The sequence below is a fragment of the Streptomyces sp. PL-25 genome (assembly GCF_058344915.1).
On record NZ_CP136997.1, the window covers coordinates 1,844,124 to 1,870,302 of the forward strand.

Annotated in this window: 24 protein-coding genes; 7 read left to right on the forward strand and 17 right to left on the reverse strand. The window is 74.0% G+C overall.

Features of this window, described 5'->3' with window-relative positions; genetic code table 11:
- Positions 1–6 precede the first annotated feature (6 nt).
- Positions 7–1,899: an anthranilate synthase family protein gene (locus R4Z62_RS08200; RefSeq protein WP_491519438.1), complete on the forward strand. Its 1,893-nt coding sequence runs from the start codon at positions 7–9 to the stop codon at positions 1,897–1,899.
- Here the strand turns inward: R4Z62_RS08200 and R4Z62_RS08205 are convergent.
- From R4Z62_RS08205 to R4Z62_RS08225, 5 genes are all read right to left on the reverse strand, one after another.
- On the reverse strand, positions 1,851–2,846 hold the full coding sequence (locus tag R4Z62_RS08205) for a 2-hydroxyacid dehydrogenase (RefSeq protein ID WP_018567442.1): 996 nt from the start codon (positions 2,844–2,846) through the stop codon (positions 1,851–1,853). The two genes, R4Z62_RS08200 and R4Z62_RS08205, sit on opposite strands and share 49 nt — an antisense overlap.
- A 111-nt stretch (positions 2,847–2,957) precedes the next feature.
- Positions 2,958–3,986 (reverse strand): 6-phosphofructokinase, encoded by a 1,029-nt coding sequence (locus R4Z62_RS08210; RefSeq protein ID WP_381743715.1) that lies wholly within the window; start codon positions 3,984–3,986, stop codon positions 2,958–2,960.
- Positions 3,987–4,167: 181 nt separating this feature from the next.
- Positions 4,168–4,860 (reverse strand): response regulator, encoded by a 693-nt coding sequence (locus R4Z62_RS08215; RefSeq protein ID WP_491519439.1) that lies wholly within the window; start codon positions 4,858–4,860, stop codon positions 4,168–4,170.
- Positions 4,857–6,191 (reverse strand): MacS family sensor histidine kinase, encoded by a 1,335-nt coding sequence (gene macS / locus R4Z62_RS08220; RefSeq protein WP_491519440.1) that lies wholly within the window; start codon positions 6,189–6,191, stop codon positions 4,857–4,859. Before macS ends, R4Z62_RS08215 begins: the two co-directional genes overlap by 4 nt.
- A 47-nt stretch (positions 6,192–6,238) precedes the next feature.
- On the reverse strand, positions 6,239–7,003 hold the full coding sequence (locus tag R4Z62_RS08225) for a lysophospholipid acyltransferase family protein (RefSeq protein ID WP_491521851.1): 765 nt from the start codon (positions 7,001–7,003) through the stop codon (positions 6,239–6,241).
- A 161-nt stretch (positions 7,004–7,164) separates the two neighbouring features.
- Between R4Z62_RS08225 and R4Z62_RS08230 the strand changes: the two genes are divergently transcribed.
- Together R4Z62_RS08230 and R4Z62_RS08235 are read left to right on the forward strand one after the other, a co-directional pair.
- The gene (locus R4Z62_RS08230) at positions 7,165–7,944 is read left to right on the forward strand and encodes an alpha/beta hydrolase (RefSeq protein WP_382847444.1); all 780 of its coding nucleotides are present in this window, start codon (positions 7,165–7,167) and stop codon (positions 7,942–7,944) included.
- Between the two features lie 214 nt (positions 7,945–8,158).
- On the forward strand, positions 8,159–8,851 hold the full coding sequence (locus tag R4Z62_RS08235; RefSeq protein WP_491521852.1) for a hypothetical protein: 693 nt from the start codon (positions 8,159–8,161) through the stop codon (positions 8,849–8,851).
- 56 nt (positions 8,852–8,907) lie between these two features.
- Here the strand turns inward: R4Z62_RS08235 and R4Z62_RS08240 are convergent, their stop codons facing one another.
- The 6 genes from R4Z62_RS08240 to R4Z62_RS08265 all read right to left on the reverse strand — a co-directional run bounded on the left by R4Z62_RS08240 (position 8,908) and on the right by R4Z62_RS08265 (position 14,226).
- On the reverse strand, positions 8,908–9,654 hold the full coding sequence (locus tag R4Z62_RS08240; RefSeq protein ID WP_491519441.1) for an endonuclease/exonuclease/phosphatase family protein: 747 nt from the start codon (positions 9,652–9,654) through the stop codon (positions 8,908–8,910).
- A gap of 206 nt (positions 9,655–9,860) precedes the next feature.
- Positions 9,861–10,814 carry an ROK family glucokinase gene (locus R4Z62_RS08245; RefSeq protein WP_018567434.1) on the reverse strand — a complete coding sequence of 318 codons (954 nt, stop codon included), beginning with the start codon at positions 10,812–10,814 and terminating at the stop codon, positions 9,861–9,863.
- A 55-nt stretch (positions 10,815–10,869) separates the two neighbouring features.
- On the reverse strand, positions 10,870–11,577 hold the full coding sequence (locus R4Z62_RS08250) for a DUF5304 domain-containing protein (RefSeq protein WP_491519442.1): 708 nt from the start codon (positions 11,575–11,577) through the stop codon (positions 10,870–10,872).
- 57 nt (positions 11,578–11,634) lie between these two features.
- Positions 11,635–12,816 (reverse strand): ArsA family ATPase, encoded by a 1,182-nt coding sequence (locus R4Z62_RS08255; RefSeq protein ID WP_491519443.1) that lies wholly within the window; start codon positions 12,814–12,816, stop codon positions 11,635–11,637.
- Positions 12,817–12,883: 67 nt separating this feature from the next.
- Complete coding sequence (locus R4Z62_RS08260) at positions 12,884–13,351, reverse strand: SRPBCC family protein (protein WP_385498750.1); 468 nt, start codon at positions 13,349–13,351, stop codon at positions 12,884–12,886.
- Between the two features lie 119 nt (positions 13,352–13,470).
- A complete protein-coding gene (locus tag R4Z62_RS08265; protein WP_064532612.1) occupies positions 13,471–14,226 on the reverse strand; it encodes a metallophosphoesterase family protein in 756 nt (251 codons plus the stop codon).
- A 354-nt stretch (positions 14,227–14,580) separates the two neighbouring features.
- Between R4Z62_RS08265 and R4Z62_RS08270 the strand changes: the two genes are divergently transcribed.
- On the forward strand, positions 14,581–16,377 hold the full coding sequence (locus R4Z62_RS08270; RefSeq protein WP_491519444.1) for an AMP-dependent synthetase/ligase: 1,797 nt from the start codon (positions 14,581–14,583) through the stop codon (positions 16,375–16,377).
- Positions 16,378–16,943: 566 nt separating this feature from the next.
- Here the strand turns inward: R4Z62_RS08270 and R4Z62_RS08275 are convergent.
- Positions 16,944–18,086 carry a glycosyltransferase family 4 protein gene (locus R4Z62_RS08275; protein ID WP_064532615.1) on the reverse strand — a complete coding sequence of 381 codons (1,143 nt, stop codon included), beginning with the start codon at positions 18,084–18,086 and terminating at the stop codon, positions 16,944–16,946.
- A 134-nt stretch (positions 18,087–18,220) separates the two neighbouring features.
- Between R4Z62_RS08275 and R4Z62_RS08280 the strand changes: the two genes are divergently transcribed.
- Positions 18,221–19,477 (forward strand): glycosyltransferase 87 family protein, encoded by a 1,257-nt coding sequence (locus R4Z62_RS08280; RefSeq protein ID WP_491519445.1) that lies wholly within the window; start codon positions 18,221–18,223, stop codon positions 19,475–19,477.
- 54 nt (positions 19,478–19,531) lie between these two features.
- On the opposite strand, the gene R4Z62_RS08285 is transcribed toward R4Z62_RS08280, so the two are convergent.
- The 5 genes from R4Z62_RS08285 to R4Z62_RS08305 all read right to left on the reverse strand — a co-directional run bounded on the left by R4Z62_RS08285 (position 19,532) and on the right by R4Z62_RS08305 (position 24,993).
- Entirely contained in the window at positions 19,532–20,722 is a 1,191-nt protein-coding gene (locus R4Z62_RS08285; RefSeq protein WP_491519446.1) for a hypothetical protein, read from the reverse strand.
- A gap of 31 nt (positions 20,723–20,753) precedes the next feature.
- Entirely contained in the window at positions 20,754–21,791 is a 1,038-nt protein-coding gene (locus R4Z62_RS08290) for a C40 family peptidase (RefSeq protein ID WP_064532621.1), read from the reverse strand.
- A 258-nt stretch (positions 21,792–22,049) separates the two neighbouring features.
- Positions 22,050–23,084 carry a C40 family peptidase gene (locus R4Z62_RS08295; RefSeq protein ID WP_064532624.1) on the reverse strand — a complete coding sequence of 345 codons (1,035 nt, stop codon included), beginning with the start codon at positions 23,082–23,084 and terminating at the stop codon, positions 22,050–22,052.
- A 259-nt stretch (positions 23,085–23,343) separates the two neighbouring features.
- A complete protein-coding gene (locus R4Z62_RS08300; RefSeq protein ID WP_064532626.1) occupies positions 23,344–24,693 on the reverse strand; it encodes an NYN domain-containing protein in 1,350 nt (449 codons plus the stop codon).
- Between the two features lie 60 nt (positions 24,694–24,753).
- Positions 24,754–24,993: a hypothetical protein gene (locus R4Z62_RS08305; RefSeq protein ID WP_018567422.1), complete on the reverse strand. Its 240-nt coding sequence runs from the start codon at positions 24,991–24,993 to the stop codon at positions 24,754–24,756.
- Between the two features lie 154 nt (positions 24,994–25,147).
- On the opposite strand from R4Z62_RS08305, the gene R4Z62_RS08310 reads away from it, so the two are divergent.
- Both R4Z62_RS08310 and R4Z62_RS08315 read left to right on the forward strand, forming a co-directional pair.
- A complete protein-coding gene (locus R4Z62_RS08310) occupies positions 25,148–25,900 on the forward strand; it encodes a rhomboid family intramembrane serine protease (protein WP_491519447.1) in 753 nt (250 codons plus the stop codon).
- The gene (locus R4Z62_RS08315; protein WP_018567420.1) at positions 25,897–26,178 is read left to right on the forward strand and encodes an Lrp/AsnC family transcriptional regulator; all 282 of its coding nucleotides are present in this window, start codon (positions 25,897–25,899) and stop codon (positions 26,176–26,178) included. Before R4Z62_RS08310 ends, R4Z62_RS08315 begins: the two co-directional genes overlap by 4 nt.
- Position 26,179: the final 1 nt, after the last annotated feature.

Sequence of the window (26,179 nt, forward strand, 5' to 3'; positions counted from 1 at the left end):
GACCCCATGGACTTGGCCAGGCTGCTGCACGACTCCCGCCCCTTCGCCCTGCTCCGGCGCCGCACGCCCGGACACGACCACGACCTGGTCGAGGTGCTGATCGGCCCGGTGACCACCTGCGAACGGCTCGCCGACCTGCCCGACGAGGGGCTGGCCCTGGTGCCGTTCCGGCAGATCCGCGAGCGCGGCTTCGACGTCCGCGACGACGGCACCCCGCTGGCGGTCCTCACCCCCGAGGAGTCGTACACCGTCCCGCTGGCCGACGCCCTGGCACGGCTGCCCGAGCACGGGGTGCGGGTCGCGGACGGCGGCTTCGACGTGGACGACGAGGAGTACGCGCGGATCGTCGGGCGGGTGCTGGAGGAGGAGATCGGCACCGGCGAGGGCGCCAACTTCGTCATCCGGCGGACCTACCGGGGCGAGATCCCCGGCTTCGGGCGGGCCGACGCGCTCGCGCTGTTCCGGCGGCTGCTGGCGGGCGAGCGGGGCGCGTACTGGACGTTCGTCGTGCACACCGGGGACGGGCCGGGCGGGCGGACGCTGGTGGGCGCGAGCCCCGAGGCGCATGTGCGCATGTCCGGCGGCACGGTCGTGATGAACCCGATCAGCGGCACCTACCGCTACCCCGCCGGAGGGCCGACCCCCGAGCACCTGCTCGGCTTCCTCGCCGACGGCAAGGAGATCGAGGAGCTGTCGATGGTCGTCGACGAGGAACTGAAGATGATGTGCACGGTCGGCGACATGGGCGGGGTGGTGGTCGGGCCCCGGCTGAAGGAGATGGCGCACCTCGCGCACACCGAGTACGAGCTGCGCGGCCGGTCCTCGCTGGACGTGCGCGAGGTGCTGCGCCACACGCTGTTCGCGGCGACCGTCACCGGGTCGCCGGTGCAGAACGCCTGCCGGGTCATCGAACGCCACGAGTCCGGCGGGCGCGGCTACTACGCGGGCGCGCTCGCACTGCTCGGCCGGGACGCGGGCGGCGCCCAGACGCTGGACTCCCCCATCCTGATCCGGACCGCCGACATCGACGCGGACGGACGGCTGCGCGTGCCGGTGGGCGCCACCCTGGTACGCGGCTCGGACCCGGCGGGCGAGGTCGCGGAGACGCACGCGAAGGCGGCGGGCGTCCTGGCCGCGCTGGGCGTGCGCCCCGGCGCACCGGGCGGGGAGCGGGAGCTGCCGCGGCTGGCGGAGGATCCGCGGGTGCGGGCCGCGCTGGACGGGCGGCGGGCCGCGCTGGCGCCGTTCTGGCTGCGGATGCAGGAGCGGTCGCGGGCCCTGGCGGGGCACGCCCTGGTGGTGGACGGCGAGGACACCTTCACCGCGATGCTCGCCCATGTGCTGCGCTCCTCGGGTCTGGACATCACCGTGCGCCGCTACGACGAGGCCGGGCTGCGCGCGGCCGTCCTCGCGCACCAGGGGCCACTGGTGCTCGGACCCGGCCCCGGCGACCCGTGCGACCCTGCCGACCCCAAGATGCGGCTGCTGCGCGCGCTGACCGCCGAGGTGCTGGCCGGGCACCGGCACGGGGTGCTCGGCGTCTGCCTGGGGCACGAGCTGATCGCGGCCGAACTGGGCCTGGACATCGTCCGCAAGGAGGTGCCGTACCAGGGGGCGCAGACGACGGTCGACCTGTTCGGGCGCCCGGAGACCGTCGGCTTCTACAACAGCTTCACGGCACGCTGCGACGACGAGGCCCGCGCCGAGCTGGCCGCGCACGGCGTGGAGGTGAGCCGCGGCGCGGGCGGCGAGGTGCACGCGCTGCGCGGGCCGGGCTTCGCGGGCGTGCAGTTCCACCCGGAGTCGGTGCTGACGCTGAACGGCGCCGCGATCGTGACCGGGCTCATGGGTCAGCTGTGCGGGACCAGGACGTTCTCCGAGCGGCGGCCCGCCCGGTAGTCGAGGACGTTGCGCACGGTGGCGTCGACGATCTGCCGCAGCGCGTCCTCGGTGTAGTACGCCTGGTGGGACGTCACCAGGACGTTGGGGAAGGTGACCAGGCGGGCCAGGGTGTCGTCCTCGATGGCCTCCAGGGAGCGGTCGAGGAAGAACAGGCCCGCCTCGGATTCGTAGACGTCCAGGCCGACGCCGGTGAAACGGCCCTCGCGCAGCTCGGCGACAAGGGCCTCGGTGTCGATCAGGCCGCCGCGGCTGGAGTTGACCAGGATCGCGTCGTCCTTCATCGCCTTGAGGGCGGCCGCGTCGATCAGGTGCTGGGTCTGCGGCATCAGCGGGACGTGCAGGGAGACGAGGTCGGACTCGGCGAGCAGCTGGTCCTTGTGGACGTACTTCATGCCGAGTTCCATGCAGGCCGGGTTCTCGGCGACGTCCCAGCCGAGCAGGCGCATGCCGAAGCCGTGGGCGATGCGGGTGAACGCCTCGCCGATCTTGCCGGTGCCGATCACTCCGGCGGTGCGGCCGTGCAGGTCGCGGCCCATCAGCCCGTCGAGCCGGAAGTCGAAGTCGCGGGTGCGGGTGGCGGCCCGCACGATGCGCCGGTTGACCGCGAGGGCGAGCGTCCAGGCGAACTCGGCGACCGCGTGGGGCGAGTAGTACGAGACCCGGGCGACCGTCATGCCGAGGCGTTCGGCGACGTGCAGGTCGATGTTGTTGAAGCCGGTGGAGCGCTGGGCGACCAGCCGGGTCCCGCCGGCCGCGAGGGTCTCCAGGACCCGGCCGCCGAGCTCGGCGTTGACGCTGGTGGAGACGATCTCGTAGCCGGCGGCGATGGGGGCGGTGTCCTCGGTGAGGAAGACGTCCAGGCAGCGGACCTCGTGGTGGTCCCGGAAGGCGTGTTCGATCAGGGGCTTCTCGTCGGCCTGCACGCCGAAGGCCAGGATCTCCACGGTGCCTCCCGTTCGATGGGGTATGGGCCGAATATACGGGTGTGCGCGGACATCCGGCCCCTGCCCCGGCGCGACCGGCGCGGGGACCTGCCCCGCGGCCGGTCCGCGCGGTCAGCCGAAGAAGACGCCCGCCTCCGCGTACAGCGCCGGGTCGACGGTCTTCAGCCTGGCGGTGGCCTCGGCGATCGGGACACGGACGATGTCGGTGCCGCGCAGGGCGACCATCTTGCCGAAGTCGCCGTCGTGGACGCAGTCGACGGCGTGCAGCCCGAAGCGGGTGGCCAGCCAGCGGTCGAAGGCGCTGGGCGTGCCGCCGCGCTGGATGTGCCCGAGGACGGTGGTCCGCGCCTCCTTGCCGGTGCGCCGCTCGATCTCCTTGGCCAGCCACTCGCCGACGCCGGAGAGCCGCACATGCCCGAAGGAGTCCAGCGACCCGTCCTTGAGGACCAGTTCGCCGTCCTTGGGCATGGCGCCCTCGGCGACGACCACGATCGGGGCGTACGAGGCGCGGAAGCGGGAGGTGACCCAGGCGCACACCTGGTCGACGTCGAAGCGCTGCTCGGGCAGGAGGATGACGTTGGCGCCGCCGGCGAGGCCCGAGTGCAGGGCGATCCAGCCGGCGTGCCGGCCCATCACCTCGCAGACCAGGACCCGCATATGGGACTCGGCGGTGGTGTGCAGGCGGTCGATGGCCTCGGTGGCGATGCCGACCGCGGTGTCGAAGCCGAAGGTGTAGTCGGTGGCGGACAGGTCGTTGTCGATGGTCTTGGGCACACCGACGCAGGGCACGCCGTACTCGTCGCTGAGCCGGGCGGCCACGCCGAGGGTGTCCTCGCCGCCGATCGCGATGAGCGCCTCGACCTCCTGCTTGGCGAGGTTGTCCTTGATCCGGCGGATGCCGTCCTCCTGCTTGAGGGGGTTGGTGCGCGAGGAGCCGAGGATGGTGCCGCCGCGGGGCAGGATGCCGCGTACGGCGGGGATGTCGAGGCGGACGGTGTCGTTCTCCAGCGGACCGCGCCAGCCGTCCCGGAAGCCGACGAAGTCGTAGCCGTACTCCTGGACGCCCTTGCGGACGATCCCCCGGATGACGGCGTTGAGCCCGGGGCAGTCGCCGCCACCGGTCAGTACTCCGACGCGCATGGAAATGTCCCTTCGCCACGGTTGCCTGGTGAAGGGCACGGTAATGGTGACCCACGTCACTCCGACATGGGCGGAAAAGTCAATTCCGGTGGAATGTCCGGCAGTTGATCAGAGCAAATCCACTCGGACGAGTGGACGCGCGCGGGACGCGGATTGACCGGGGCCGTCCGCGCCCGCTCGCCTACTCGCCGTCGAGTCCGCGTTCGATGGCGTACCGGACGAGCTCCACCCGGTTGTGCAGCTGGAGCTTGCCCAGGGTGTTCTGCACATGGTTCTGGACGGTGCGGTGCGAGATGACCAGGCGCTCGGCGATCTGCTTGTAGCTCAGGCCCTTGGCGACCAGGCGCAGCACCTCCGTCTCGCGGTCGGTGAGCCGGGGGGTCTTCGGCTCGCCGTCGGCGGCGGTGTCCGCCGGCTGGGGCTCGGCGGCGAGGCGGCGGTACTCGCCGAGGACCAGTCCGGCCAGGCCGGGGGTGAACACCGGGTCGCCGACGGCGGTGCGGCGCACGGCGTCCAGCAGCTCCTCCGTCGAGGCCGACTTCAGCAGATAGCCGGTCGCCCCCGACTTCACGGCCTCCAGCACATCGGCGTGCTCACCGCTCGCGGAGAGCACCAGCACCCGCAACGCCGGGTTGTCCGCGACGAGTTCCTTGCAGACCTGGACGCCGGGCTTGGCGGGCAGGTTGAGATCGAGGACGAGCACGTCGGGCGCGGCCGCCCTGGCGCGGCGCACCGCCTGCTCGCCGTCGCCCGCGGTGGCGACCACGTCGAAGCCGGCCTCGGCCAGATCGCGGGCGACGGCGTCCCGCCACATCGGATGGTCGTCGACCACCATGACCCTGACCGGGCCCTGCCGTCCGCTCGTCGCCGTCATCGGCTCTCCGCCCTCCCCCTCATGGTGTTCCTGATGCTCTTCGTGCTCGTGATGCTCGTGGTGCTTTCGAGGCTGCCGGGACTCGTGGTGCTCTTGGTCCGGCGGGTGCTCTTGGCGCCGCTCGGGTGGATCGCCGCCTTGGGCACGGACAGTTCGACCTCCGTGCCCTGGCCGGGTACCGAGATCAGTTCGGCGGTGCCGCCGATGTCGCGCAGCCGGCCCCGGATCGACTGGGCCACCCCGAGCCGGCCCTCGCCCTCGGCCTGGGCGAGCCGTCCCTCCGGGATGCCCGGACCGTCGTCGCGCACCGTCACCAGCACCGTGTCCGGCTCGTCCTCCACCAGGATCCAGGCCCGCGCGTCCTCGCCCGCGTGGCGGCGGACGTTGTCCAGCGCGGCGCCGACCGCCCCGGCCACCTCGCGGGCCGCCGCGGCCGGCAGCGGCACCGGGGCGCCCGGCTCGGCCAGCGCGACCCGGGAACCGGCGTACGGGGCGAGCAGCGCGCGCAGGTCGAGGGGCTCGTCGGCGCTCTCCGGGTCCGGTTCGTCGACGAGCCGGACCACCGCGCCGTCGGCCGCGTCCTCACAGACCCGGGAGACGGGGTTGAGCCCGCCGGAGACCAGGGTGCGCAGCGCCACCTCCTGCTCGCCCGCCAGCCGGCCCAGCTCCGCCGCCTCACCGCCGATGACCGCGCCGCGCCGCTGCACCATCGCCAGCACCTGGAGCACGCTGTCGTGGATGTCGCGGGCCAGCCGCTCGCGCTCCCGGGTCGCCGCCTCGATCTCCAGGGCGCGGGCCAGGGTGCGTTCGGAGGCGCGGGCCACCTCGACGACGTAGCCGATGGCGATGGAGGCGACCCAGACCAGCATCACGTTGTGCACGGTGTCGCGGGCCGGGGTGCCGCGCTCGACCAGGTTGGCCACGGCGACCGCGGTGGAGGCGACGGCGGCCCAGCGCCAGCCGCCCTTGAGGGCGAAGGCGAGGACGGCTCCCGCGGTCCATATCGACGGCAGGGTGGGCCCGCCGTGCGCGATCCGCGTGTGGGCGTCGGCGAGCGGGGTGAGCAGGATGCCGCCCACCGCGAGCGCCAGGTCGGCGGCGAGGAAGCGCTTGGTGCAGTTCGCGGCGCTCGCCACCCGGGGCAGGGTGCCCAGGGTCCAGACGAACAGCACGCCGTAGTACGCGATGGCCACCCAGGGGTGCGGGAAGCGGGCGTAGGCGGTGGCGAACAGGCCGACCGCGTAGAAGAGGGTGAGCACCCGGTAGCCGGCGAGCGCGCGCCACAGCGGCTGCTCGACCGACATCCTCATGACGCGCACGCGTCCGGCCATCTCCCCCGGTCCCCCTGTCCCCGTCCGCCCCCTGCCGCGCGGGGCGGCTACTGCTCCCGCTGCTCCGCCTGCTCCTGCTGTTCCTTGGCGGCCTGGGCGAGGGCGGCCTTCGCGGCCTTCTCCGCCTCCTTCTCGGCCTTCGCCGCCTCGGTGATCTGCCGCTTGGCGGCGGTCGCGTAGATGTCGACGTACTCCTGGCCGGAGAGCTTCATGATCTCGTACATGACCTCGTCGGTCACCGCGCGCAGGACGAAGCGGTCCCCCTCCATGCCCTGGTAGCGGCTGAAGTCGAGCGCCTTGCCGATCCGGATGCCCGGACGCATCAGCTTGGGGACCACCTTGCCGGGCGGCTGGATCTTCTCGGTGTCGATCATCGCGACTGGGATCACCGGCGCCCCGGTGGCCAGCGCCACCCGGGCCAGGCCGCCCGGCTTGCCGCGGTAGAGGCGGCCGTCGGGCGAGCGCGTGCCCTCGGGGTAGATGCCGAACAGCTCGCCGCGCTCCAGCACCTCTATGCCGCTCTTCACCGCCGCCTCGCCCGCGCCGCGCGCGCCGGAGCGGTCCACGGGGAGCTGGCCGACGCCCTTGAAGAAGGCGGCGGTCAGCCGGCCCTTCACCCCGGGCGTCGTGAAGTACTCGGCCTTGGCGATGAACGTGACCTTGCGGTCGAGCACCGCGGGCAGGAAGAACGAGTCCGAGAACGAGAGGTGGTTGCTGGCCAGGATGGCCGCGCCCTCGGCCGGAATGTTCTCCAGTCCCTCCACCCAGGGCCTGAAGGCGAGCTTCAGCGGCCCCCCGATGGCGACCTTCATCGTGCCGTAGAACAACCGACTGCCTCCCGTGTGTGTCGCTCAGACCATAACCCGGAGCGGCACGGAAGGCGCCTACGGCCCTGGTCGGTGTCAGTGCCGTCGCGTACGGTGAAGTACCTGCCATCGACGTGCCCAGCCCACTCCACGAACAGGAGACCGACGTGCCGGTCCTCCCCGGAGCCGAGCCGTTCCGCCACGAGGGCGGCGAGGTCGGCGTCCTCCTCTGCCACGGCTTCACCGGTTCCCCCCAGTCGCTGCGCCCCTGGGCCGAGTACCTGGCCGGGCACGGCCTGACGGTCTCGCTCCCGCTGCTGCCGGGCCACGGCACCCGCTGGCAGGACATGCAGGTCACCGGCTGGCAGGACTGGTACGCGGAGGTGGACCGCGAGCTGCGTGTGCTCGGCGAGCGGTGCGCACAGGTGTTCGTGGCCGGTCTCTCGATGGGCGGCGCCCTGGCGCTGCGGCTCGCGGCGAAGCACGGGGACGCGGTCTCCGGTGTCGTGGTGGTCAACCCGGCCAACAAGGTGCACGGCCTGTCCGCGTACGCGCTGCCGGTGGCCCGGCACCTGGTGCGGACGACCAAGGGGATCGCCAGCGACATCGCCAAGGAGGACAGCGCCGAACTGGGGTACGACCGGGTGCCGCTGCACAGCGCGCACTCGCTGCGGACCTTCTTCCGGCTGGTCGACGGCGAGCTGGCGCAGGTCACCCAGCCGCTGCTGCTCCTGCGCAGCCCGCGGGACCATGTGGTGCCGCCCGCCGACTCGGCCCGGATCCTCGGCCGGGTCTCCTCCGTGGACGTCACGGAAATCCTGCTGGAACAGAGCTACCACGTCGCGACGTTGGACCACGACGCGGACCGGATCTTCGAGGAGAGCCTCGCCTTCATCGGCCGGATCGCACCCAGTGTCGGCAAGGAAGGGACGGCCGCAGGTGGCTGAGCACGACTCCGACCGCGAAGGCCGGGAGAACCGTGAGCCGGTCGAGCCCGCACCGCCGCCGGCCGCTCCCGCGCAGCCGGTGGACCCGGCGGGCGCCGCGCAGCCCGTACGGCCGGTGGACCCCGTCAAGTCCGTGGACCCCGTCAAGTCCGTTGATCCCGTACGGTCCGTGGACCCCGTCAAGCCCGCGGAACCGGTCAAGCCCGTGGAGCCGGTGGCGTCGGCGGACCTCGCGGAGGTCGCTGATGTGACGGGCGGCGCCGAAGGGGCCGGTGGGCCGGGCGACACCGGTGGTTCCGCCGGTACGGGCGATGCCGGTGGGGCCGGTGGGCCAGCAGGGCCAGGAGGGGCCGGTTCCGGCAAGGAGGCGGCGGCGCTCGACGAGGACGCCGTCTGGGCGGCGATCGTCGCCGGGTACGGCGAGGAGCCGCCGGACCCGCCGGGCGTCAAGCCCTTCAAGCCCATCGAGGACCTGCTGCTGCCGGAACCCCCGGACGAGGAGGGTGACGGCACCGCCGGCGACGGCACCGGCGGCGCGGGCGGCACCGGCGGCGAGAACCGCCCGGCCAAGCCGCTGGGCAGCTCCGTCTCCTTCGCGCCGGGCCTCGCCGGGCCGGGCCCGCGCGACTACGCGCCGCGCGAGCCGTCCGACGACGACGAGGGCCACTTCGTCCCGCCGGAGCCGCCGCCGCTGCCCGAGGCGGACGCCACCGCGAAGTTCGCGTGGCTGGGCGTGCTCGGCGGTCCCGTGCTGCTCCTGCTGGCCGTCCTGCTCGGCTGGGAGATGACCTGGTGGCTGACCACCCTCGGCATCGGCGGCTTCGTCGGCGGCGTGGCGACACTGGTGGCCCGGATGAACCCGGGTGACGAGGACGACGACGACCCGGGCCGCGGAGCCGTGGTCTAGACACGTCGGCGCGGGTCCGGGCGGGGGCGGTCCGCCCCCGCCCGGACCCGGCTTTGTCAGGCGTCCGCCGGGATGCGGACGGCGGCCAGGACCGGGAGGTGGTCGGTGGCCGCCCTCAGGTCCTCCTCCGTCACCCCGGGCAGTTCCCGCGGCACCCCGCAGCCGAGGATCTCGATGCCCTCGGTCGCGAGCAGCGCGTCGATACGCCGCCGCGGGGCGCGGGCCGGGAAGGTGTGCTCGCCGCCCCAGGGCGCCGTCGCCCAGCCGTCCTGGAGGGTGCCGGCCAGCCGCTGGAAGGCCGGTCCCTCGGGGCCCTCGTTGAGGTCGCCGCCGGCGATGGCGTGCCGCACGCCCATCCCGGCCAGCCGGCCCAGCAGCGCGCCGCTCTGCGCGTACCGCTCGTTCCTGTCGAGCGAGAGGTGGCAGGCGAGCACGCCGAGCCGGGCGCCGCCGAAGCGGACCACGGCCGTGGCGAAGCCCCGCCGGTGCAGGCCCGGGGTGAGGGGCAGCAGGACGTCCTCGGTGCGTTCCACGGTGGCCCGCAGGGAGCACAGGACGGCCGGACCGGCGGCCGTCCCGCCGCCGGTGAGGATCACCAGGTCCGAGGCCGAGGCCAGCCGCGCCAGCTTCTTGCGCCAGCGGAAGAAGCGCGGCGCCTCCTGGAGGAGGACGAGATCGGGCGCGCAGGCGCTGATCACCCGGGCGAGGGCGGCGGTGTCGTCCCGCATCGACCGGATGTTGAGGCTCAGGACGCGGACGACGGCGGAACCGTCGGCTTCAGTGCGGGAGTTGGGCAGCTGCATGACGATCAACATACGCGGGGCCGGGGGCACTGCCGAACAGCGGTTCCCCGTGCGGACCGGGGCCGGGGGCGCGCACGGTCCGCCGGGGCCTTCCGGCGTCCTCGGCCCGGCAGGAGGCGCGGTCCGGGTGCGCGGACGACGGCGCCCACCGGCCCGGACGGAGGGGACGGTGGGCGCGTGCCGCCGCGACGGCGCGGCGGGGTGGTTCACATGACCGGGTCGGGCTCCCGGGCGAGGTCGGCCGCGCCCACCAGACCGGCCTTGTTGCCGAGTTGGGCGGCGATCACATCGGCGACCGGGCGCCAGTTCCCACCGACCAGCCAGCGCTTGTACGACTTGCGGATCGGGTCCAGGACCAGGTCGCCCTCGTCGGACAGGCCGCCGCCGACGATGAAGGCGGAGGGGTCGAAGAGGGAGGCCAGGTCGGCCAGGCCGGCGCCGGCCCAGCGGGCCAGCTCGCGGTAGGAGTCGACGGCGACCGGGCAGCCCTGCCGGGCGGCCATGGAGATGTGCTTGCCCTCGATGCCGTCGGGCGTGCCGTCGCCGAGGGCGAGCAGCACCTCGGCGCGCTCGGGGGTGGCGTTGGCGCGCTGCTTGGCGTACCGGACGAGGGCGCGGCCGGAGGCGTACTGCTCCCAGCAGCCCTGCGAGCCGCAGCCGCACAGCAGCCCGTCCGGGACCATCCGGATGTGGCCGAACTCGGCGGCCACGCCGAAGTGGCCGCGGCGCAGCTTGTTGCCGATGATGATGCCGCCGCCGAGGCCGGTGCCGAGGGTGATGCAGATGACGTTGCGGTGGCCCTTGCCCGCGCCGAACCTGTACTCGCCCCAGGCCGCGGCGTTCGCGTCGTTCTCCACGACCACCGGGAGGCCGACGCGCGCCTCGACCTTCTCCTTCAGCGGCTCCTGGCGCCAGTCGATGTTGGGCGCGAAGTAGACCGTGGAGCGCTGCCGGTTGACGTATCCGGCAGCGCCGATGCCGACGCCGACGATCTCGTGCCCCGCACGCGCGCCCTCCACCGCCGAGGCGATGGCGTCCACGATGGCCTCGGGTGTGGTGGGGGTCGGCACCTTGAAGGTCGAGAGGATGTTGCCTTCCTCGTCGACCACGCCGGCCGCGATCTTCGTGCCGCCGATGTCGACGCCGATGGTGAGTCCCATGAATCCCTCAGTTCCGGTCGAGCCCCGCTACGGCCAACCGTACCCGAGCGGACCGTCAGTCCACGTCGATGCGTTCGCCGCCGCCGGTGCCCTCGCCGGGGTCGCGACGGTCGCCGAAGCCCTTCGGACCGGCCTGCGGGCCGCCCTGTGAGCCGTCCTCTCGACCGCCCCGTGAACCGTCCTCGCGGCCGTCCCGCCGACCGCCTCCCGTCCGGTCGTCGCGGAGACCGTCCGCGCCGGACGCGCGGGAGGTCCAGCGGTGCTCCTGGGCCTCGACGGCGGAGCGGTAGGCGGCCAGCAGTTCGCCGCCGGCCGCCGCGAGGTGGTCGAAGACGCCGGGGTTGCGTTCCACCACCGGTTCGACGGCGGCCCTGGCCTGCCGCACCGCCTGGCGCACCAGCTGCTCGGCGGCGGGTCCGGCGAGGGCGCCGAGCAGCGGGGAGCGGAAGGAGGACAGCTTGTCGGCGACGGTGTCGACGAACTTGCGCAGTTCCTCGGCGGCCGAGCCGGGGGGCGGTCCGTACCGCGCGCGGCGCCGGGCCTGCTCGGCCTCCAGGTCCTCGGCGCAGGCGGTGGCCCAGGCGTCGGCGTCGGTGGCCCGGGGCGGCTCCGGGTCCTCGTCCCTGCCGTGCCGGGGGGCGTCCGCGCGGCCGGTGGGACCGGTGGGGCCGGTGGGGCCGCCGGTGCTGGTGGGACCGGTGGTGCGCTCCTGAGCGGCGTCGTCCCGCGCGGCGTCGTCGGACGGTGGGCGCTCTTCGCTCATGGCGGGCTCCTGACTACGGTTCGTCCTTCCGACGTTACCCGAACGGGGCCCGGCCGTTCACCTGTCGCGGGGCCACAGCGCCGGGTCCGGCGCGAACCGGATGCGCAGTTCGTCCTCGCGCAGCGCGGCGCCGTCCACGGTGCACCGGCGCAGCGCCGAGGGCAGTGCCACGATGCGGCGGAAGCCCCCGGCGGTGAGCACCAGTTCGTCGCCGCGCCGGACGAGGTCGAGTTCGTCGCGGCGGGCGCCGGGCAGCGGGATGCGCCACACCAGGACGCCGTCGTCGGCGATCCGGTCCTCGACCGGCCACTCGACAGGGGCGGGCGCGGCGCCCGCGGCCGCGCCGGGCGCGGGGACGGCGAGGGCGGTCAGGTCGTCGGCGCCGCGCGGGTCCCGGCCCAGGTGGGCGGCCGGGTGGACGGTGTACGTCTGCTGCCACTCCTCCAGGGCCTTGCGCTGCTGGGCGACCGGGCCGGCCAGCCAGGAGTCGGCCGGGGCGTCGGGCAGGACGCGGGAGGCGACCAGGGACTCCACGGGCAGGGCGCCCACGGCGAGGCCCAGGGCGGTGCGGCGGACGGCGTCGGTGCCGGCCGGACCGGGCTCGGAGACCAGGCGTACGGCGGTGCCCGGGTCGGTGACGACGGCCTCGGCGGCGGCCAGTTCCACGTCCCAGCGGGCCGCCGTCTCGTAGAACCGCTCGGCGGGCAGGGGGACGCCGGCGAGACGGCCGAGGACCGGGCGCAGGGCGCGGGCGGCCTGCCGCTCGGGCGGCAGCAGGCGGCGCAGATAGCGGCGCAGCTCGGCGGGGAGGGCGAGCAGGGCGAGGGCCTGCGGGGCGCCCGGCAGATCGACGACGAGCAGGTCGAAGCGGTCGGAGAGGGCCGCGTCGCGCAGCGCGCGCAGCAGGGCCAGCTCCTCGGCGCCGGGCAGCGGGGTGACCTCCTCGGCGTCCAGCCGGGCGGCGCCGAGCAGGTCGAGGACGCTCGCCGCGCGGTCCTGGAAGGCGGCGAGGTCGGCCCGGAAGTCGGCCGCGGCGTCGGGGCGCCAGGCGGTGAGGTCCGGGGCGGCGGGCGCGGGCCGCGCGCCGGTGGGCGCACCCAGGGCCGCGCCGAGGGTGTCGGTGCGGTCGGCGCTGAGGACGAGGGTACGGAGTCCCTCGCGGGCCGCGGCGAGCGCGGTGGCCGCGGCCACGGTGGTGCGGCCGGAACCGCCCGGTCCGGTGATCAGCAGGGTGCGCATGAGGGTGAACGCTACCCGCGCCCGGGACGTACGGGATCCCGGGCCGCCCCGGGGCCGGGGTCGCGCGCTACTTCTCCAGGGACGGTCCGTCGGGCGCCGGGCCCGACTCCACCCGCTTCTTCAGTCCCGCCAGGGCGCGGTCGATGATGACCTTCTCGGCCTTGCGCTTGATCATGCCCAGCATGGGGATCTTGACGTCGACGGTGAGGCGGTAGGTCACCTCGGTGGCGCCCGCGCCGGCCGGCCTGAGCAGGTAGGAGCCGTCCAGGGAGCGCAGCATCTGGGACTTGACCAGGGTCCAGGACACCTCGTCGGCGCCGGTCCAGGTGTAGGCGAGGGTCTGGTCGTCCTTGATGGCGCCCGCGTCCATGACGAGGCGGACCTGCTCGGCGCGGCCCTGCTCGTCGGTCCTGAGGACCTCGGCCTCCTTGACCTCCCCGGTCCAGTCGGGGTAGCGGGCGAAGTCGGCGATCACCCCCATCACGTCGGCGGGGGCCGCCTCGATCGTGATGCTCGAGCTGGTGTGTTCCGCCATCGCCGTGGCTCCTCCAGGTGCGGGCCCAAAGTCGGTCGTCGTGCGCACATGTGCGCAGCGTGAAGGCTACCGCGCAGGCGGACGGCGGACTCCACTGCCACCTGCGGTCATGGCCGGGCTCACCACTGGAGGACCCAGGGGGTGCCGGTGCGCGCGAAGTGCCCCACGTTCACGCACTCGGTGGCGCCGACGCGCATGCGCCGGGCCAGCGGCTGGTGGACGTGGCCGAAGAGGGCGTAGCGGGGGCGGGTGCGGCGGATGGCGTCGAGCAGGGCGCGGCTGCCGCGTTCGAAGCGGCGGGCGACGGTGTCGTAGACGAGTTCGGGCACCTCGGGCGGGATGTGGGTGCACAGCACGTCGACCTCGCCGACCGCCTCGATCTTGGCGGCGTACTCCTCGTCGCCGATCTCGTACGGCGTCCGCATGGGGGTGCGCAGGCCGCCGCCGACGAAGCCGAAGACGCGGCCGCCGATCTCGACGCGTTCGCCGTCCAGGACGGTGGTGCCCTCGTGGGCGAATTCCGGCCACAGGGGCGGCATGTCGACATTGCCGTAGGTGGCGTACGTCGGGGTGGGGAAGGCCGCGAAGAGCTCGGCGTACTGGCGGCGCACGGCCGCCTCGATCACCTGGGCGCGGTCGCCGTCCAGCTCGCCCCACAGCCGGGCGCCGAGTTCGCGGGCCTCGGCGAAGCGGCGGGCGGTGCGCAGCTCGACGATGCGGTCCGCGTTCTCCACGCCGAACAGGTCGGGGAAGATCCCGCGCGAGTGGTCGGCGTAGTCGAGGAAGAGGACGAGGTCGCCCAGACAGATCAGGGCGTCGGCACCCTCGCCGGCGCGGGCCAGGTCACGGGCGTTGCCGTGCACGTCGCTGACCACATGGACACGGGTGCCGCCGGGGCGTGTGGGACCGGGTGCCGAGAGGGAAACCATGAGCAAGAAGGGTAGGCCGTGCCGGGGGTGGCCGGACCTGCGGTTACTGGCCAGTCGTTCAACGGGTCGACTACTGTGCGCAAGGAGACACCCATCGTGTGACGCAGCGAACATCTCACCGGGACCCCCTGTCGAAAAAGCCATACCGGCGGGTAACGTCCGGGCAGTCCAGTCGTGCTCCGGATTTCGGCCACCGGGCCCCCGAGGTTCCCGGCGAGGTCCCGGGCACGACCGAGCCTTGGACCGCACCGTCGCATCACACAACGTCGTGGCGTCGGCGCCCTATGAGGAGCAGCAGTCTTGCGCGAGTTCAGCCTTCCGGCTTTGTACGAGGTCCCCGCGGACGGGAATCTGACCGACATCGTCCGCAGAAACGCCGCGCAGCATCCCGAGGTCGCCGTGATCGCCCGCAAGGCGGGCGGGGTCTGGCAGGACGTCACCGCGCGGGAGTTCCTCACCGAGGTGCGGGCCGCCGCCAAGGGCCTCATCGCCTCCGGTGTCCAGCCCGGCGACCGCGTCGGTCTGATGTCCCGTACGCGCTACGAGTGGACGCTGCTGGACTTCGCGATCTGGAGCGCGGGCGCCGTCACCGTGCCGGTGTACGAGACCAGCTCGGCCGAGCAGGTGCGGTGGATCCTCGGCGACTCGGGCGCGACGGCCTGCCTGGTGGAGACCGACGCCCACGCCGCCGCCGTGGAGTCGGTGCGCGAGGGCCTGCCCGCGCTGAAGAACGTCTGGCAGATCGAGGCCGGCGCGGTCGCGGAGCTGGGGCGGGCCGGGCAGGACGTCAGCGACGCCACGGTCGAGGAGCGCGGCTCGCTGGCCAAGGCCGACGACCCGGCGACCATCGTCTACACCAGCGGCACCACCGGCCGTCCCAAGGGCTGTGTGCTCTCCCACCGCAGCTTCTTCGCCGAGTGCGGCAACGTGGTGGAGCGGCTGCGTCCGCTGTTCCGCACCGGTGAGTGCTCGGTGCTGCTCTTCCTGCCGCTCGCGCACGTCTTCGGGCGGCTGGTGCAGATCGCGCCGATGATGGCGCCGATCCGGCTGGGCTGCGTCCCGGACATCAAGAACCTCACCGAGGAACTGGCCTCGTTCCGGCCGACGCTGATACTGGGCGTCCCGCGGGTGTTCGAGAAGGTGTACAACGCGGCGCGCGCCAAGGCGCAGGCGGACGGCAAGGGGAAGATCTTCGACCGGGCGGCGGACACGGCGATCGCCTACAGCCGGGCGCTGGACACCGTCTCCGGACCGTCGTTCGGCCTCCGGCTGCGGCACAAGATATTCGACAAGCTGGTGTACGGCAAGCTGCGGTCGGTGCTCGGGGGGCGCGGCGAGTACGCGATCTCCGGCGGGGCGCCGCTCGGTGAGCGGCTGGGTCACTTCTTCCGCGGTATCGGCTTCACCGTCCTGGAGGGGTACGGGCTGACCGAGTCCTGCGCGGCCACCGCCTTCAACCCGTGGGACCGGCCGAAGATCGGCACCGTCGGGCAGCCGCTGCCCGGTTCGGTCATCCGGATCGCGGACGACGGGGAGGTGCTGCTGCACGGCGAGCACCTGTTCAAGGAGTACTGGAACAATCCGGACGCCACGCGGGAGGCGCTGGCCGACGGCTGGTTCCACACCGGGGACCTCGGCACGCTCGACGAGGACGGGTATCTGCGGATCACCGGCCGCAAGAAGGAGATCATCGTCACGGCGGGCGGCAAGAACGTCGCGCCCGCGGTGATCGAGGACCGGATCCGGGCGCATGCGCTGGTCGCGGAGTGCATGGTGGTCGGGGACGGGCGGCCGTTCGTGGGGGCGCTGATCACCCTCGACGAGGAGTTCCTGGGGCGCTGGTGCGCGGAGCACGGCAAGCCCGCCGGGTCCACGGCCGAGTCCCTGCGGGAGGACCCGGATCTGCTCGCTGCGGTGCAGAGCGCGGTGGACGACGGGAACGCGGCGGTGTCGAAGGCGGAGTCGGTGCGGAAGTTCCGGGTGCTCGGGGCGCAGTTCAGTGAGGAGGCGGGGTATCTCACGCCCTCGCTGAAGCTGAAGCGGGGTGTGGTGGCGAAGGATTTCTCGGGGGAGATCGAGGCGATCTACTCGAAGTAGGGGGCTCTGCCCACCCGCCCGCCCGACTCGGTGGGTTGCGGGGGCGCCCTCCCGGGGCTCCGCCCCGGACCCCGCCACAGCTGTCCCACCCACCCGCCCGACTCGGTGGGGAAAGAGGACCCGCCTCGGGGCTCCGCCCCCGGACCCCGGCGGGGGCTCCGCCCCCAGCACCCCCGGGTGAGTTGCCCGGACCACCGGAGCACGCGCAAGGGCCCCGCCCCGGACCCCAGCGGGGGCTCCGCCCCCTGCGCCCCCGGGTGGGACGACCGGACCACCGGAGCACGCGCGGAAGACCAGCCCCCCGCTCCCCCAGGTGGATCGCCCCCGCCCACCGGAGCACCCGCGGACGATCCGTTCCGGGCCCCTGCGAGGGCTCGCCCCAGCTCCCCCCCCCCAAGTGGGTTGTCCGGACCACCGGAGCACCCACGGTGAACCAGCCTCAGGGCTCCGCCCCAGGCCCCAGCGGGGGCTCCGCCCCCAGCGCCCCCGGGGGAGTTGCCCTGACCACCGGAGCACCCGCGGAGGACCAGCCCCCTGCGCCCCCAGCTGAGTTCTCCGCCCTCCCGCTACAGGAGTTCCCTCAGCCGTTCCGCCAACAAGTCCCAGCGCCAGGTCTGTTCGATCCACTGGCGGCCTCGTTCGCCCATGCGGTGGCGGAGTTGGGGGTCGGCGAGGAGGGTGGTGATGCGGTCGGCGGTGTGGTGGGGGGAGCCGCCGGGGACGACCCAGCCGGTCTCGCCGTCCAGGACGGCGTCGGGTGCGCCGCCGGAGTCGCCGGCGACGACGGGGAGGCCGGTCGCGGAGGCCTCCAGGTAGACGATGCCCAGGCCCTCGACGTCCAGGCCGCCGCGGCGGGTGCGGCAGGGCATGGCGAAGACGTCACCGGCGCCGTAGTGGGCGGGCAGTTCGCTCCAGGGGACCGCGCCGGTGAAGCGCACGGACGCGGCGACGCCCGTCTCGTCGGCGAGGCGGCGCAGGTCCCGCTCGTAGGGGCCGCCGCCGACGATCAGCAGGACGGTGTCCGGCTCGGCGGCGAGGATCGCGGGCATCGCGCGAATCAGGGTGTCCTGGCCCTTGCGCTTGACCAGCCGGGAGACGCACACGACGACCGGGCGGTCGGTGAGCCCGAGCCGGGCGCGCACCTCGGGGCCGCCGGAACCCGGGTGGAAGACCTTCTCGTCCACGCCTGGCGGGAGGTGCGCCATCCGTGCGGCGGCGTCGGGTGTCAGCGCGGCGGCGATCCGGGAGCGGGTGTACTCGCCGAGGTAGGTGATCGTGTCGGTGGACCGGCCGATGCGGCGCAACAGCTGCCGTGCGGCGGGCAGTTGGGCCCAGCCGGCCTCGTGGCCGTGGGTGGTGGCCACCAGCCGTTCGGCGCCCGCCCCGCGCAGGGCGGGCGCCATCAGGCCGAGCGGGGCCGCCGCCCCGAACCACACCGAGGTGCAGCCGTGCTCGCGCAGCAGCCCGGCCGCGCGCCGGGTGGCGTCCGGGGTGGGCAGCAGCATCGTCGTGCGGTCCCGGACGACGGTGAAGGGCTGCTCCGCGTCGAAGGCGGCCGTCGCCCGCACGCCCTCCCGGCTCCGCTTCCAGGTGGAGGCGTACACGACGAGCTGTCCGGGATCGAGGCGCAGCGCCATGTTGTGCAGGAACGCCTGGATGCCGCCGGGGCGGGGCGGAAAGTCATTGGTGACGACGAGGGTCTTGTGCATCGCCGCAGACCCTACCCAATCCACCCTCTCCACCCGCCCGGCCCCCGTGCGGCGGTGTCCGCGTGGTCGCCGGGCGCGGCGGCGGGGACGATGGGCGTGGGACGTGGCCGGCGGCGGACGGACGAGGGGCCGAGGTGGACGAGGCAGGCGGGGTGCGGCGTCCGGCGGTGGTGCTCGCGGTCTGGGCGGTGAGCCGTGCGGTGCTGCTGCTGTACGTGCTGCGGGTGCTGGTGTTCCCGGGTCCGGACGTCACCGGTGATGTGTCGGTGATCTACCAGGGCTGGTCCGAGGTGCTGCGGCAGGGCGCGTTCCCGGCCGACGACGTCGCCTGGCAGTACCCGCCCGGGGCCGCGCTCGCCCTGCTCGCCCCGCTGGCGCTGCCGTTCCTCGGGTACGCCGACGCCTTCTTCGCCCTGGCGTGCGCGGCCGATCTGGCGGTGCTGTGCCTGCTGCTGTGCGGCGGGCGGCGGCTGGGCCGTCCGCTGCGCGGCGCGTGGGTGTGGACGGCGGGCGCTCCCCTGCTGGGCCCGGTCCTCTACGCCCGCTACGACGTGCTGGTGACCGCGGTGGCCGTGGCCGCGCTGCTCACGGGCGCCCGCAGGCCCCGGGTGCTGGGGGTGCTGGCGGGCCTCGGGGCGCTGCTCAAGGTGTGGCCGGTGCTGCTGCTCGCGGGAGTGCGGGGGCGGAGCGGGCGGCGGGCGTGGACGGCCGCGGCGGTGACGGTGGCCGTGCCGGTGGCGGTGTGCGCGCTGTGCGTGCCCGGCACGCTGTCCTTCCTGGCCGCGCAGGGCGGCCGGGGCACGGAGGTGGAGTCGCTGGGCGCGCTCGTCCTGCACGCGGCACGGCTGTTCGGCTGGCAGGGGCAGGTGCTGCTGCACTACGGGTCGATGGAGTTCCTGGGGCCGTACGTCGGCGCGGTGAGCGCGGGCGCGCAGGTGCTGACGGCGGCGGCCTTCGGCTGGCTGCTGTGGTGGCGGCTGCGGACCCGGCACGGGCGGCTCGCGCCGTGCGTGGTCGTGGACGCCGCGTTCACGGCGGTGCTGCTGTTCACGGTGACCAGCCGGGTGATCAGCCCGCAGTACCTGGTGTGGCTGGTGGGGCTCGGCGCGGTCTGCGGGTGCTGCGCGGGCAGCCGCATGTGGCCGGCCGTCGCCCTGGTGCTGGCCGCGGCCCTGGTGACCGTGCTGGAGTTCCCGGTGTACTTCGGGCACGTCGTGGCGAGCGACCCGCTGGGCCTGACGCTGATGTTCCTGCGCAACGGTCTGCTGGTGGCCGCCTGTCTGGGCGCGGGCCGCGTCCTGTGGCGCGGCACCGCCGCCCGGCCCGCGGGCCCGCCGTCCCCGCACGACCGGGCCCCCGCCCGCACCCGGCAGCCGTCCCCCGCCCCCTGACCCGGCCTCCTCGGCGTCGGCTCCTCCCCGGCTCCGCCGCGCGCCGCGCGCCGCTCAGCCCAGCTGCTCCCGCAGATACTCCCGCCACTGCCCGGTGAACCGCGCCAGGTCCGTGCCCAGCACCGTGCGCAGCGCGGCCTCGACCGCGCCCGAGCGGCGGTCGTGGGCGCCGACGGCGCGGTAGAACGCGTCCAGCCGGTCCTCGCCCCAGTGGGCGGCGATCATCCGGCAGGCCAGCCAGCCGCCCTCGTAGGACTGGGCGAGGCGGGTGGAGTCCTCGGCGAAGCCGAAGTCCTTGTCGGCGGGCAGCGCGGCGGGGACGTGCCCGTCGGCCACGGCGTGCTGGAGTTCCGGCGCGGCCTGCTCGGGGGTGCGCCCGGACTCGCGGTAGCCGACCCAGTCGGCGTAGCCCTCGGAGAGCCACAGCGGGGTGGCGGCGTCGGTGTGGGCGCGGGTGGCGACATGGGTGGTCTCGTGGGTGAGCACGACCTGCCGGCCGAGCGGGCCCAGCAGGCTGTACGCGTCGGGGTTGACGACGACCCGGTCGGCGGGGGCCCGCCCGCTGCCCCCGGCCTCGCCGGTGGTGACGGCGGCGATGCCCCGGTAGTCGTCGGCGGGCGAGCCGAGCAGCGCGGCCATGGCGTCCAGCGAGCCGGGGACCAGCACGACCACGCGGCGGCTCCAGTCGGTGCCCCAGGCGTCCGACACGGCGGGCACCGCGTGGTCGGCGAGGGAGGCGTAGTCGCGCAGCGAGCGCGTGCTCTGCCCGACGCCGAGGACGATGCTGCTGCGGCCCCGGGCCACGCCCACGGTGCCCTGGTCCCACAGCTGCTGCGCCGCCTCGCGCGCCGGACGTTCGGAGTCGACGTACCACGCGCCGTCGGCGGCGGTGGACAGGGTCAGGGTGCGGCCTACGGTGACGGGGGCGGTGTCGTAGCCGGTCACCCGGTAGCTGAGCTGGGCGTCGGCGGTGGCCGTGGCGCCGCTGCGGCGCACCGCGGTCACGCGGTAGGACCAGGCGGTGAACGGCACGGCCCGCAGCCGGGTGTACGGGGTGCGGGTGCCGGTGGTGGCGTAGGCGGCCGCGTCGTGGTGGAGGACCGCCGCCGCGCGGGTGTCGAGCAGGTGCTGCACCTGCGCGCGGGCGGTGTCGGCGGCGGTCGGGCCGCCGCACGCCGTCAGCGAGGCGAGCAGCAGGGACGCCGCCGCCACCGTTCTTCCCCGTACCCGTCCGCGCCCGGCCATTGCCCGATCGTACGGCGGCGCCGGGGCGCCGTCAGACCCTGGTGACCGAGGAGATCGGCAGCATGTTCACGGGGTCGTAGCGCACGGGGGCGCCCGGGTGCGGGGCGTGGATCACCCGGCCGCCGCCGACGTACATGGCCACGTGGCTGGCGTCGGAGCGGTAGACGACGAGGTCGCCGGGCCGGGCCTGGGAGAGCGGGATCTGCCGGCCGGCGTAGCGCTGCTCCTGCGAGGTGCGCGGCAGATGCACCCCGGCCTGTGCGTACGCCCACTGCATGAGGCCCGAGCAGTCGAAGCCCGAAGGGCCGTTGGCGCCCCACACATAGGGGCGGCCGAGCGCGGAGCGGGCGGCGGCGAGGGCGGCGGCGGCGCGCCCGGAGGCGGCCGGGCCGGCGTCCGGCCCGGACAGGAGGTCGTCGCGGCCGGAGCGGGAGGTGCGGGTGTAGGCGTCGCGCTCGGCGCGGCTGAGGGAGTTCAGCAGCCGCCGGGCCTGGGCCAGTTTCCGTTCCACGGTGTGCTTGTGGGCGGCGACGGCGGTGCGGCTCTTCTCCAGTTCGGCGAGGGCGCCGGTGGCCTCGGCGCGCTGCTGGGCGAGCGAGCGCAGCGCCTGGCGCAGCGCCTGGAGTTCGCCGGCCTGGTGCGCGCTGATCCGGTCCAGGGTGCTCGCCCGGTCCAGGTACTCGGCCGGGTCGCGGGAGAACAGCAGGGCGAGGGACGGGTCGATGCCGCCGGAGCGGTACTGCGCGCCGGCCACCGAACCGATCGACTCGCGCAGGGTGTTGACGCGCTGCTGCCGGCGGGCGATGCGGTCCTGGGCGTCGTGCACCTGGCGGCGCAGCGCGTCGGCGCGTTCGTCGGCCCGGTCGTAGTCCTCGGTCGCCTTCTCCGCCTCGTGGTAGAGGCGGTCCACCTCGGCCCGGGTCCCGCCGTGCGGTGCGGCGGCGGCCGGGGCGGCGGCCGGCAGCGCGCCCAGGGCCGCGGCGGCGGCGGACAGCACGGTGACGGCGGCACGGGCGGCACCGGTGCCCCGGTCGGGACCGGACGGTGCAAGACGGCGATGGGACCCCACGGGAAGCCGAACTCCCTCCACTGGTCAGCACGGACGGTCTCCCCTCGGGCCGCGGGTGCGGCGCGGTGCGCCACGGCGGTGGGGGAAACGCGGCCGACAGTAGCCGCGTCGGCACGCACCGGCCAAAGACCTCGGCGGGCGTACGACACGGCGCCCCGCCTCCGACACAGGTCAGGGGCGGGGCGCGGGGTCAGCGTGCGTTGATGCGATTCGCCCGTTCGGGCGGTGTGACGGCGTGCCGGTGGAGCCGGTTCGGACTCAGATGCGGACGCCGAACTGGAAGGGCATGTTGCCGATCGACTCGTAGCGCACGTTGGCGCCGGTGTGCGGGGCGTGCAGGACCATGCCCTTGCCCGCGTACAGGCCGACGTGGTGCAGGTCGCCGTAGAAGAGCACCAGGTCGCCGACCTGGAGCTGGCTCTGCGAGTAGATGCGCTGGCCGGCGTTGGCCTGGGCCTCGGAGGTACGCGGGATGGTGACGCCGGCCTGGGCGTAGGCCCAGGAGGTCAGGCCCGAGCAGTCGAAGGAGGACGGGCCGGTGGCGCCGTAGACGTAGGGGCTGCCGATCACGCTCTGGGCGGCGGAGAAGGCGGCGCCCGCGTGGCCGCTGCCGGGCGATACCTTGCCCATGGACACGCGCTCGGTGCCGCGGGTGGCGCGGGACTGCTCGGCCTGGGCGAGCTGCTGCTTCTCCTGCGCGGTCAGGGTGTTGAGGAGCTTCTGCGCCTCGGCCAGCTTGCTCTGGACTTCCTTCTTCTTGTTGCCCAGTTCGGTACGGGTGGCGGAGAGGTCCTTGAGCTTGCCGGTGGCCTCGGCGCGCTGCTGGGCGAGCTGGCGCTGCTTGTCCTGGATCTTCTTCAGGGAGTCGGCCTGCTGCCCGCTGACCTGGCTGAGGGTGGCGGCCTTGTCCAGGTACTCGTCCGGGTGGGACGAGAGGAAGAGCTGGAGGGAGGGGTCGATGCCGCCGCTGCGGTACTGGCCTGCTGCCATCGAACCGAGGCCGTCGCGCAGCTTGTTGAGGTCCTGCTGGCCGCGGGCGACGTTGTCCTGGATGGTGGAGATCTCCTTCTGGAGCTTCTCCTGCTTCTCCTTGGCCCCGTTGTACTTCTCGGTGGCCTGCTCCGCCTGCTCGTAGAGCGTGTCGACCTTGGACTTGACCTCGTCCTTGCTGGGCTTCTCGCTCGGTGCCGCGTTGGCCGACTGCGCGCTGATCGCGACGGCGGCGGCTGCCGCGGTGGTGAGCATGGTCACCCGGGCACGGCTGGGCTGTTTGGGTCGACGGTGGGACGCCACGGAAGCGAGCTCCTTCTTGTGAGTGATCACCCGCTCGGAGGTTCGAAGCCAGACCCTAGTGACCTCATCGTGATGAATTCAAATCCTACCGACAAGAAAACCCGTCACGCACCGCATTCTTTGCCAGGAACTCACCTGGGGTGAGGCGCGGTTGACGCTACGTCGCGTGACGGTTCCGTCAATTCGGGCATTAAACCTCCCTGTCACGAATGAGCAGGAGATCTGCTTATGTCCGGAATAGACCGCGCCACAGACGCTTTCAGCCGCGGAACAGGCGCTTCAGGAGCATCGCCGACGCCACCGGCCGCGCCCCCGCCCTGGCGACGCCGTCGGCCACCTCGCGGTCGGTCGAGGCGACGATGACCGGCCGGCCCGGCGGCTCGGCCCGCACCAGCTGACGGATCAGCTCGTCGGCGGTGACGCCCGGCTTGGAGAACAGCACCCGCACCCCGCGCGGCGGCGCGAGCAGCACCGGCGCCGCCAGTTCCGCGCCGTCGAAGACACAGGTGACCTCGGCGCCGGTCTGCGCGGCGAGCTGCGAGAGCTGTCCGAGCAGGCGCAGCCGCTGCTTCTCCAGCGGCATCTGCGGATAGCCGGTCTTGGTGACGTTGTAGCCGTCGACGACCAGATGCGCCTGCGGCAGCGCCAGCAACTGGTCCAGGATCGCCGGGTCGTGCTCGGACAGCGCCCGCGCGGCGATGTCCTTCGGCGTCATCCGGCCCGGCTCCACCGCGTCCACGGTCTCGGCCGGCCGTACGGACACCGGGGGCAGCGCGAGTTCGCGCCGCAGCCCCTGCGCCGCCTCCAGCACGGTGTCCAGGAGCAGCCGCACCCGCATGTCCTCGACGCTGCGGCCCTCGCGCGCCGCCTTGCGGGTGGCCTCCAGGGCCGCCTCCGCCTCGCCCAGCCGGGCCTTGAGGCGCCGGTTCTCGCTCTCGGCGGCCGAGATCTGCACCTGCCCCTCGGCGCGCACGCTCTCCGTCTCACCGCGCGCCTTGCGCAGCGCCGCCTCGCCGCGCTTGACGTCGCTGAGCGCGGCGCGCAGCTTGCGGTGCAGCGCCTCGGTCTCCCGGCGGACCGCGTCCAGTTCGGCGCGCAGGCGCTCGGTCTCGGCGCGGGTCTGCTCGCGGGCCCCGGCGAGCTGCTCGCGCAGCCGTTCCAGTTCGGCCCGGCTCTCCTCGTCGACGCGCTCGGCGTGCGCCCGCAGCGCCTCCTCGCCGGCCGCGGTCACCAGCTTCACCCAGCCCGCGGGGCGCAGCACATAGGCGGCGGCGGCCACGTCGAGCGGGTCGGCGGCCGGCGGCGGCGCGCCGGAGTCCAGGGCCCCGCACAGCTCGCCCTGCGCCTCGCGGAACTTCTCCCCGACCCGCTGCCGGAACAGCGGGTCGGTCTCCAGCGCCGCCGCCATCGCGTTGCCCGCGAACTTGGCGCGGCGGTTGGGCGCGAACCGGGCGTACTGGCGCAGCTGCGCGGGCAGCTCACCGACGGTCAGTTGCCCGAAGGCGTCGGCCACGATCTGCACGACCCGGCGCCGTACGCCGTCGGGCAGCGGACGGTCCAGCACCTCAGCGGCGCCGTCGCCCGGCTCCCCGCCTTGTGTCTGCGCCATCCGTCACCCCAATGCGTCACGGGATCCCCGCGGGGACCACCTGTGCGGGGCCCGCTCCGCTCAGGAGCCGGCGCCCGGCCTGTCCACGAGTTCCACCTTGTCCACGGCGTTGCACCAGCGGCAGCGCACCGACTCGATGGTCTCACTGACGACCTCGCGCTCCTCGACCGTGGGCTCACCGGCCAGGTCGAGGTGGACGTACTCGACGACCTTCGACGAGCGCGTCACGTCGAAACGGGTGAGGTTGCCGCACAGCGTGCAGCGCCACCGCGTCGTGGCGGTCGGCAGGGGAACCGTCATCGTGGCTGCTCACTTTCCTTCCGGGACCGTGCCGCGCCGGTGTCCCCGGAGCGTCGGCCGTAACCCTACGGCCTGGGAGCCACTCGGCGCCCGGCTGTCCACGGCGGCGAGGCGCTCTGTGCGGATGCGTCCCGTTACGCCATGCTCTGTGCACATGACCAGCTCCAGGAACGCGGTGCCCGCCCGAGTCCTCCGGGCCCTGCGGGCGGTACGGACCACGCGCGCGCCGGTGACAAGTGCGATGCTCGCCCTGTGCTGCCTGGTCTTCGCGATGAGTCCGGCCTCCGGCCTGTTCCCCTCCTACGGCACCGGGCACGGGCTGCTCCTCGCCCAGCAGGCGTACTTCCGGCGCTGGGGCGTGGTCCCCGCCGACCTGTTCTCGGGCTCCCCGCGGGCGGCGCTCACCCCGGCCACGGCCCTGTTCGTGCACGGCAGCTGGGTCCATCTGCTCGGCAACATGCTCTTCCTGCACGTCTTCGGCGCGATGACCGAGCAGCGCCTGGGCCGGGTCCGCTTCACCCTGTTCTACCTGGGCTGCGGCTATCTGGCCCTGCTCGGGTACGCCGCCGCGCACGCGGACTCCGGCCAGACCCTGGTCGGGGCGTCGGGGGCGATCTCGGCGGTGCTCGGCGCCTTCCTGTACCTGTTCCCGCGGGCCCGGGTGACCAGCCTGCTGCCGTTCCTGTTCTTCCTGCCGCTGCGCCTGCCCGCCTGGGTGGTGCTGCCCTTCTGGGCGGCCCTGCAGTGGCTGGCCGCGGGCCGGGCCGGCGACGGGCCGGGTGTGGCGTACCTGGCCCATGTCATCGGCTTCGGCCTCGGCTTCGGCTGCGCGTGGGCCGGCCACGGGCGCACGGCTAGAGTGAAGGTCAGCCCCGCTCCGGCCCCCGAGGGAGAGAACCAGCCGTGATCACCGCGATCGTCCTCATCAAGACCAGCGTGGACCGGATCCCCGAGATCGCCGAGCGGATCGCCTCGCTGGAGAGCGTCAGCGAGGTCTTCTCCGTCACCGGCACCTACGACCTGATCGCCATGGTGCGGGTGGGCCGGCACGAGGACCTGGCGGAGATCATCCCGGGCCGGATCAGCAAGATCCCCGGGGTGGAGGCGACGGACACCCACGTGGCGTTCCGCACGTACTCGCAGCACGACCTGGAGGCGGCGTTCGCCATCGGTCTGGACTCCTGAC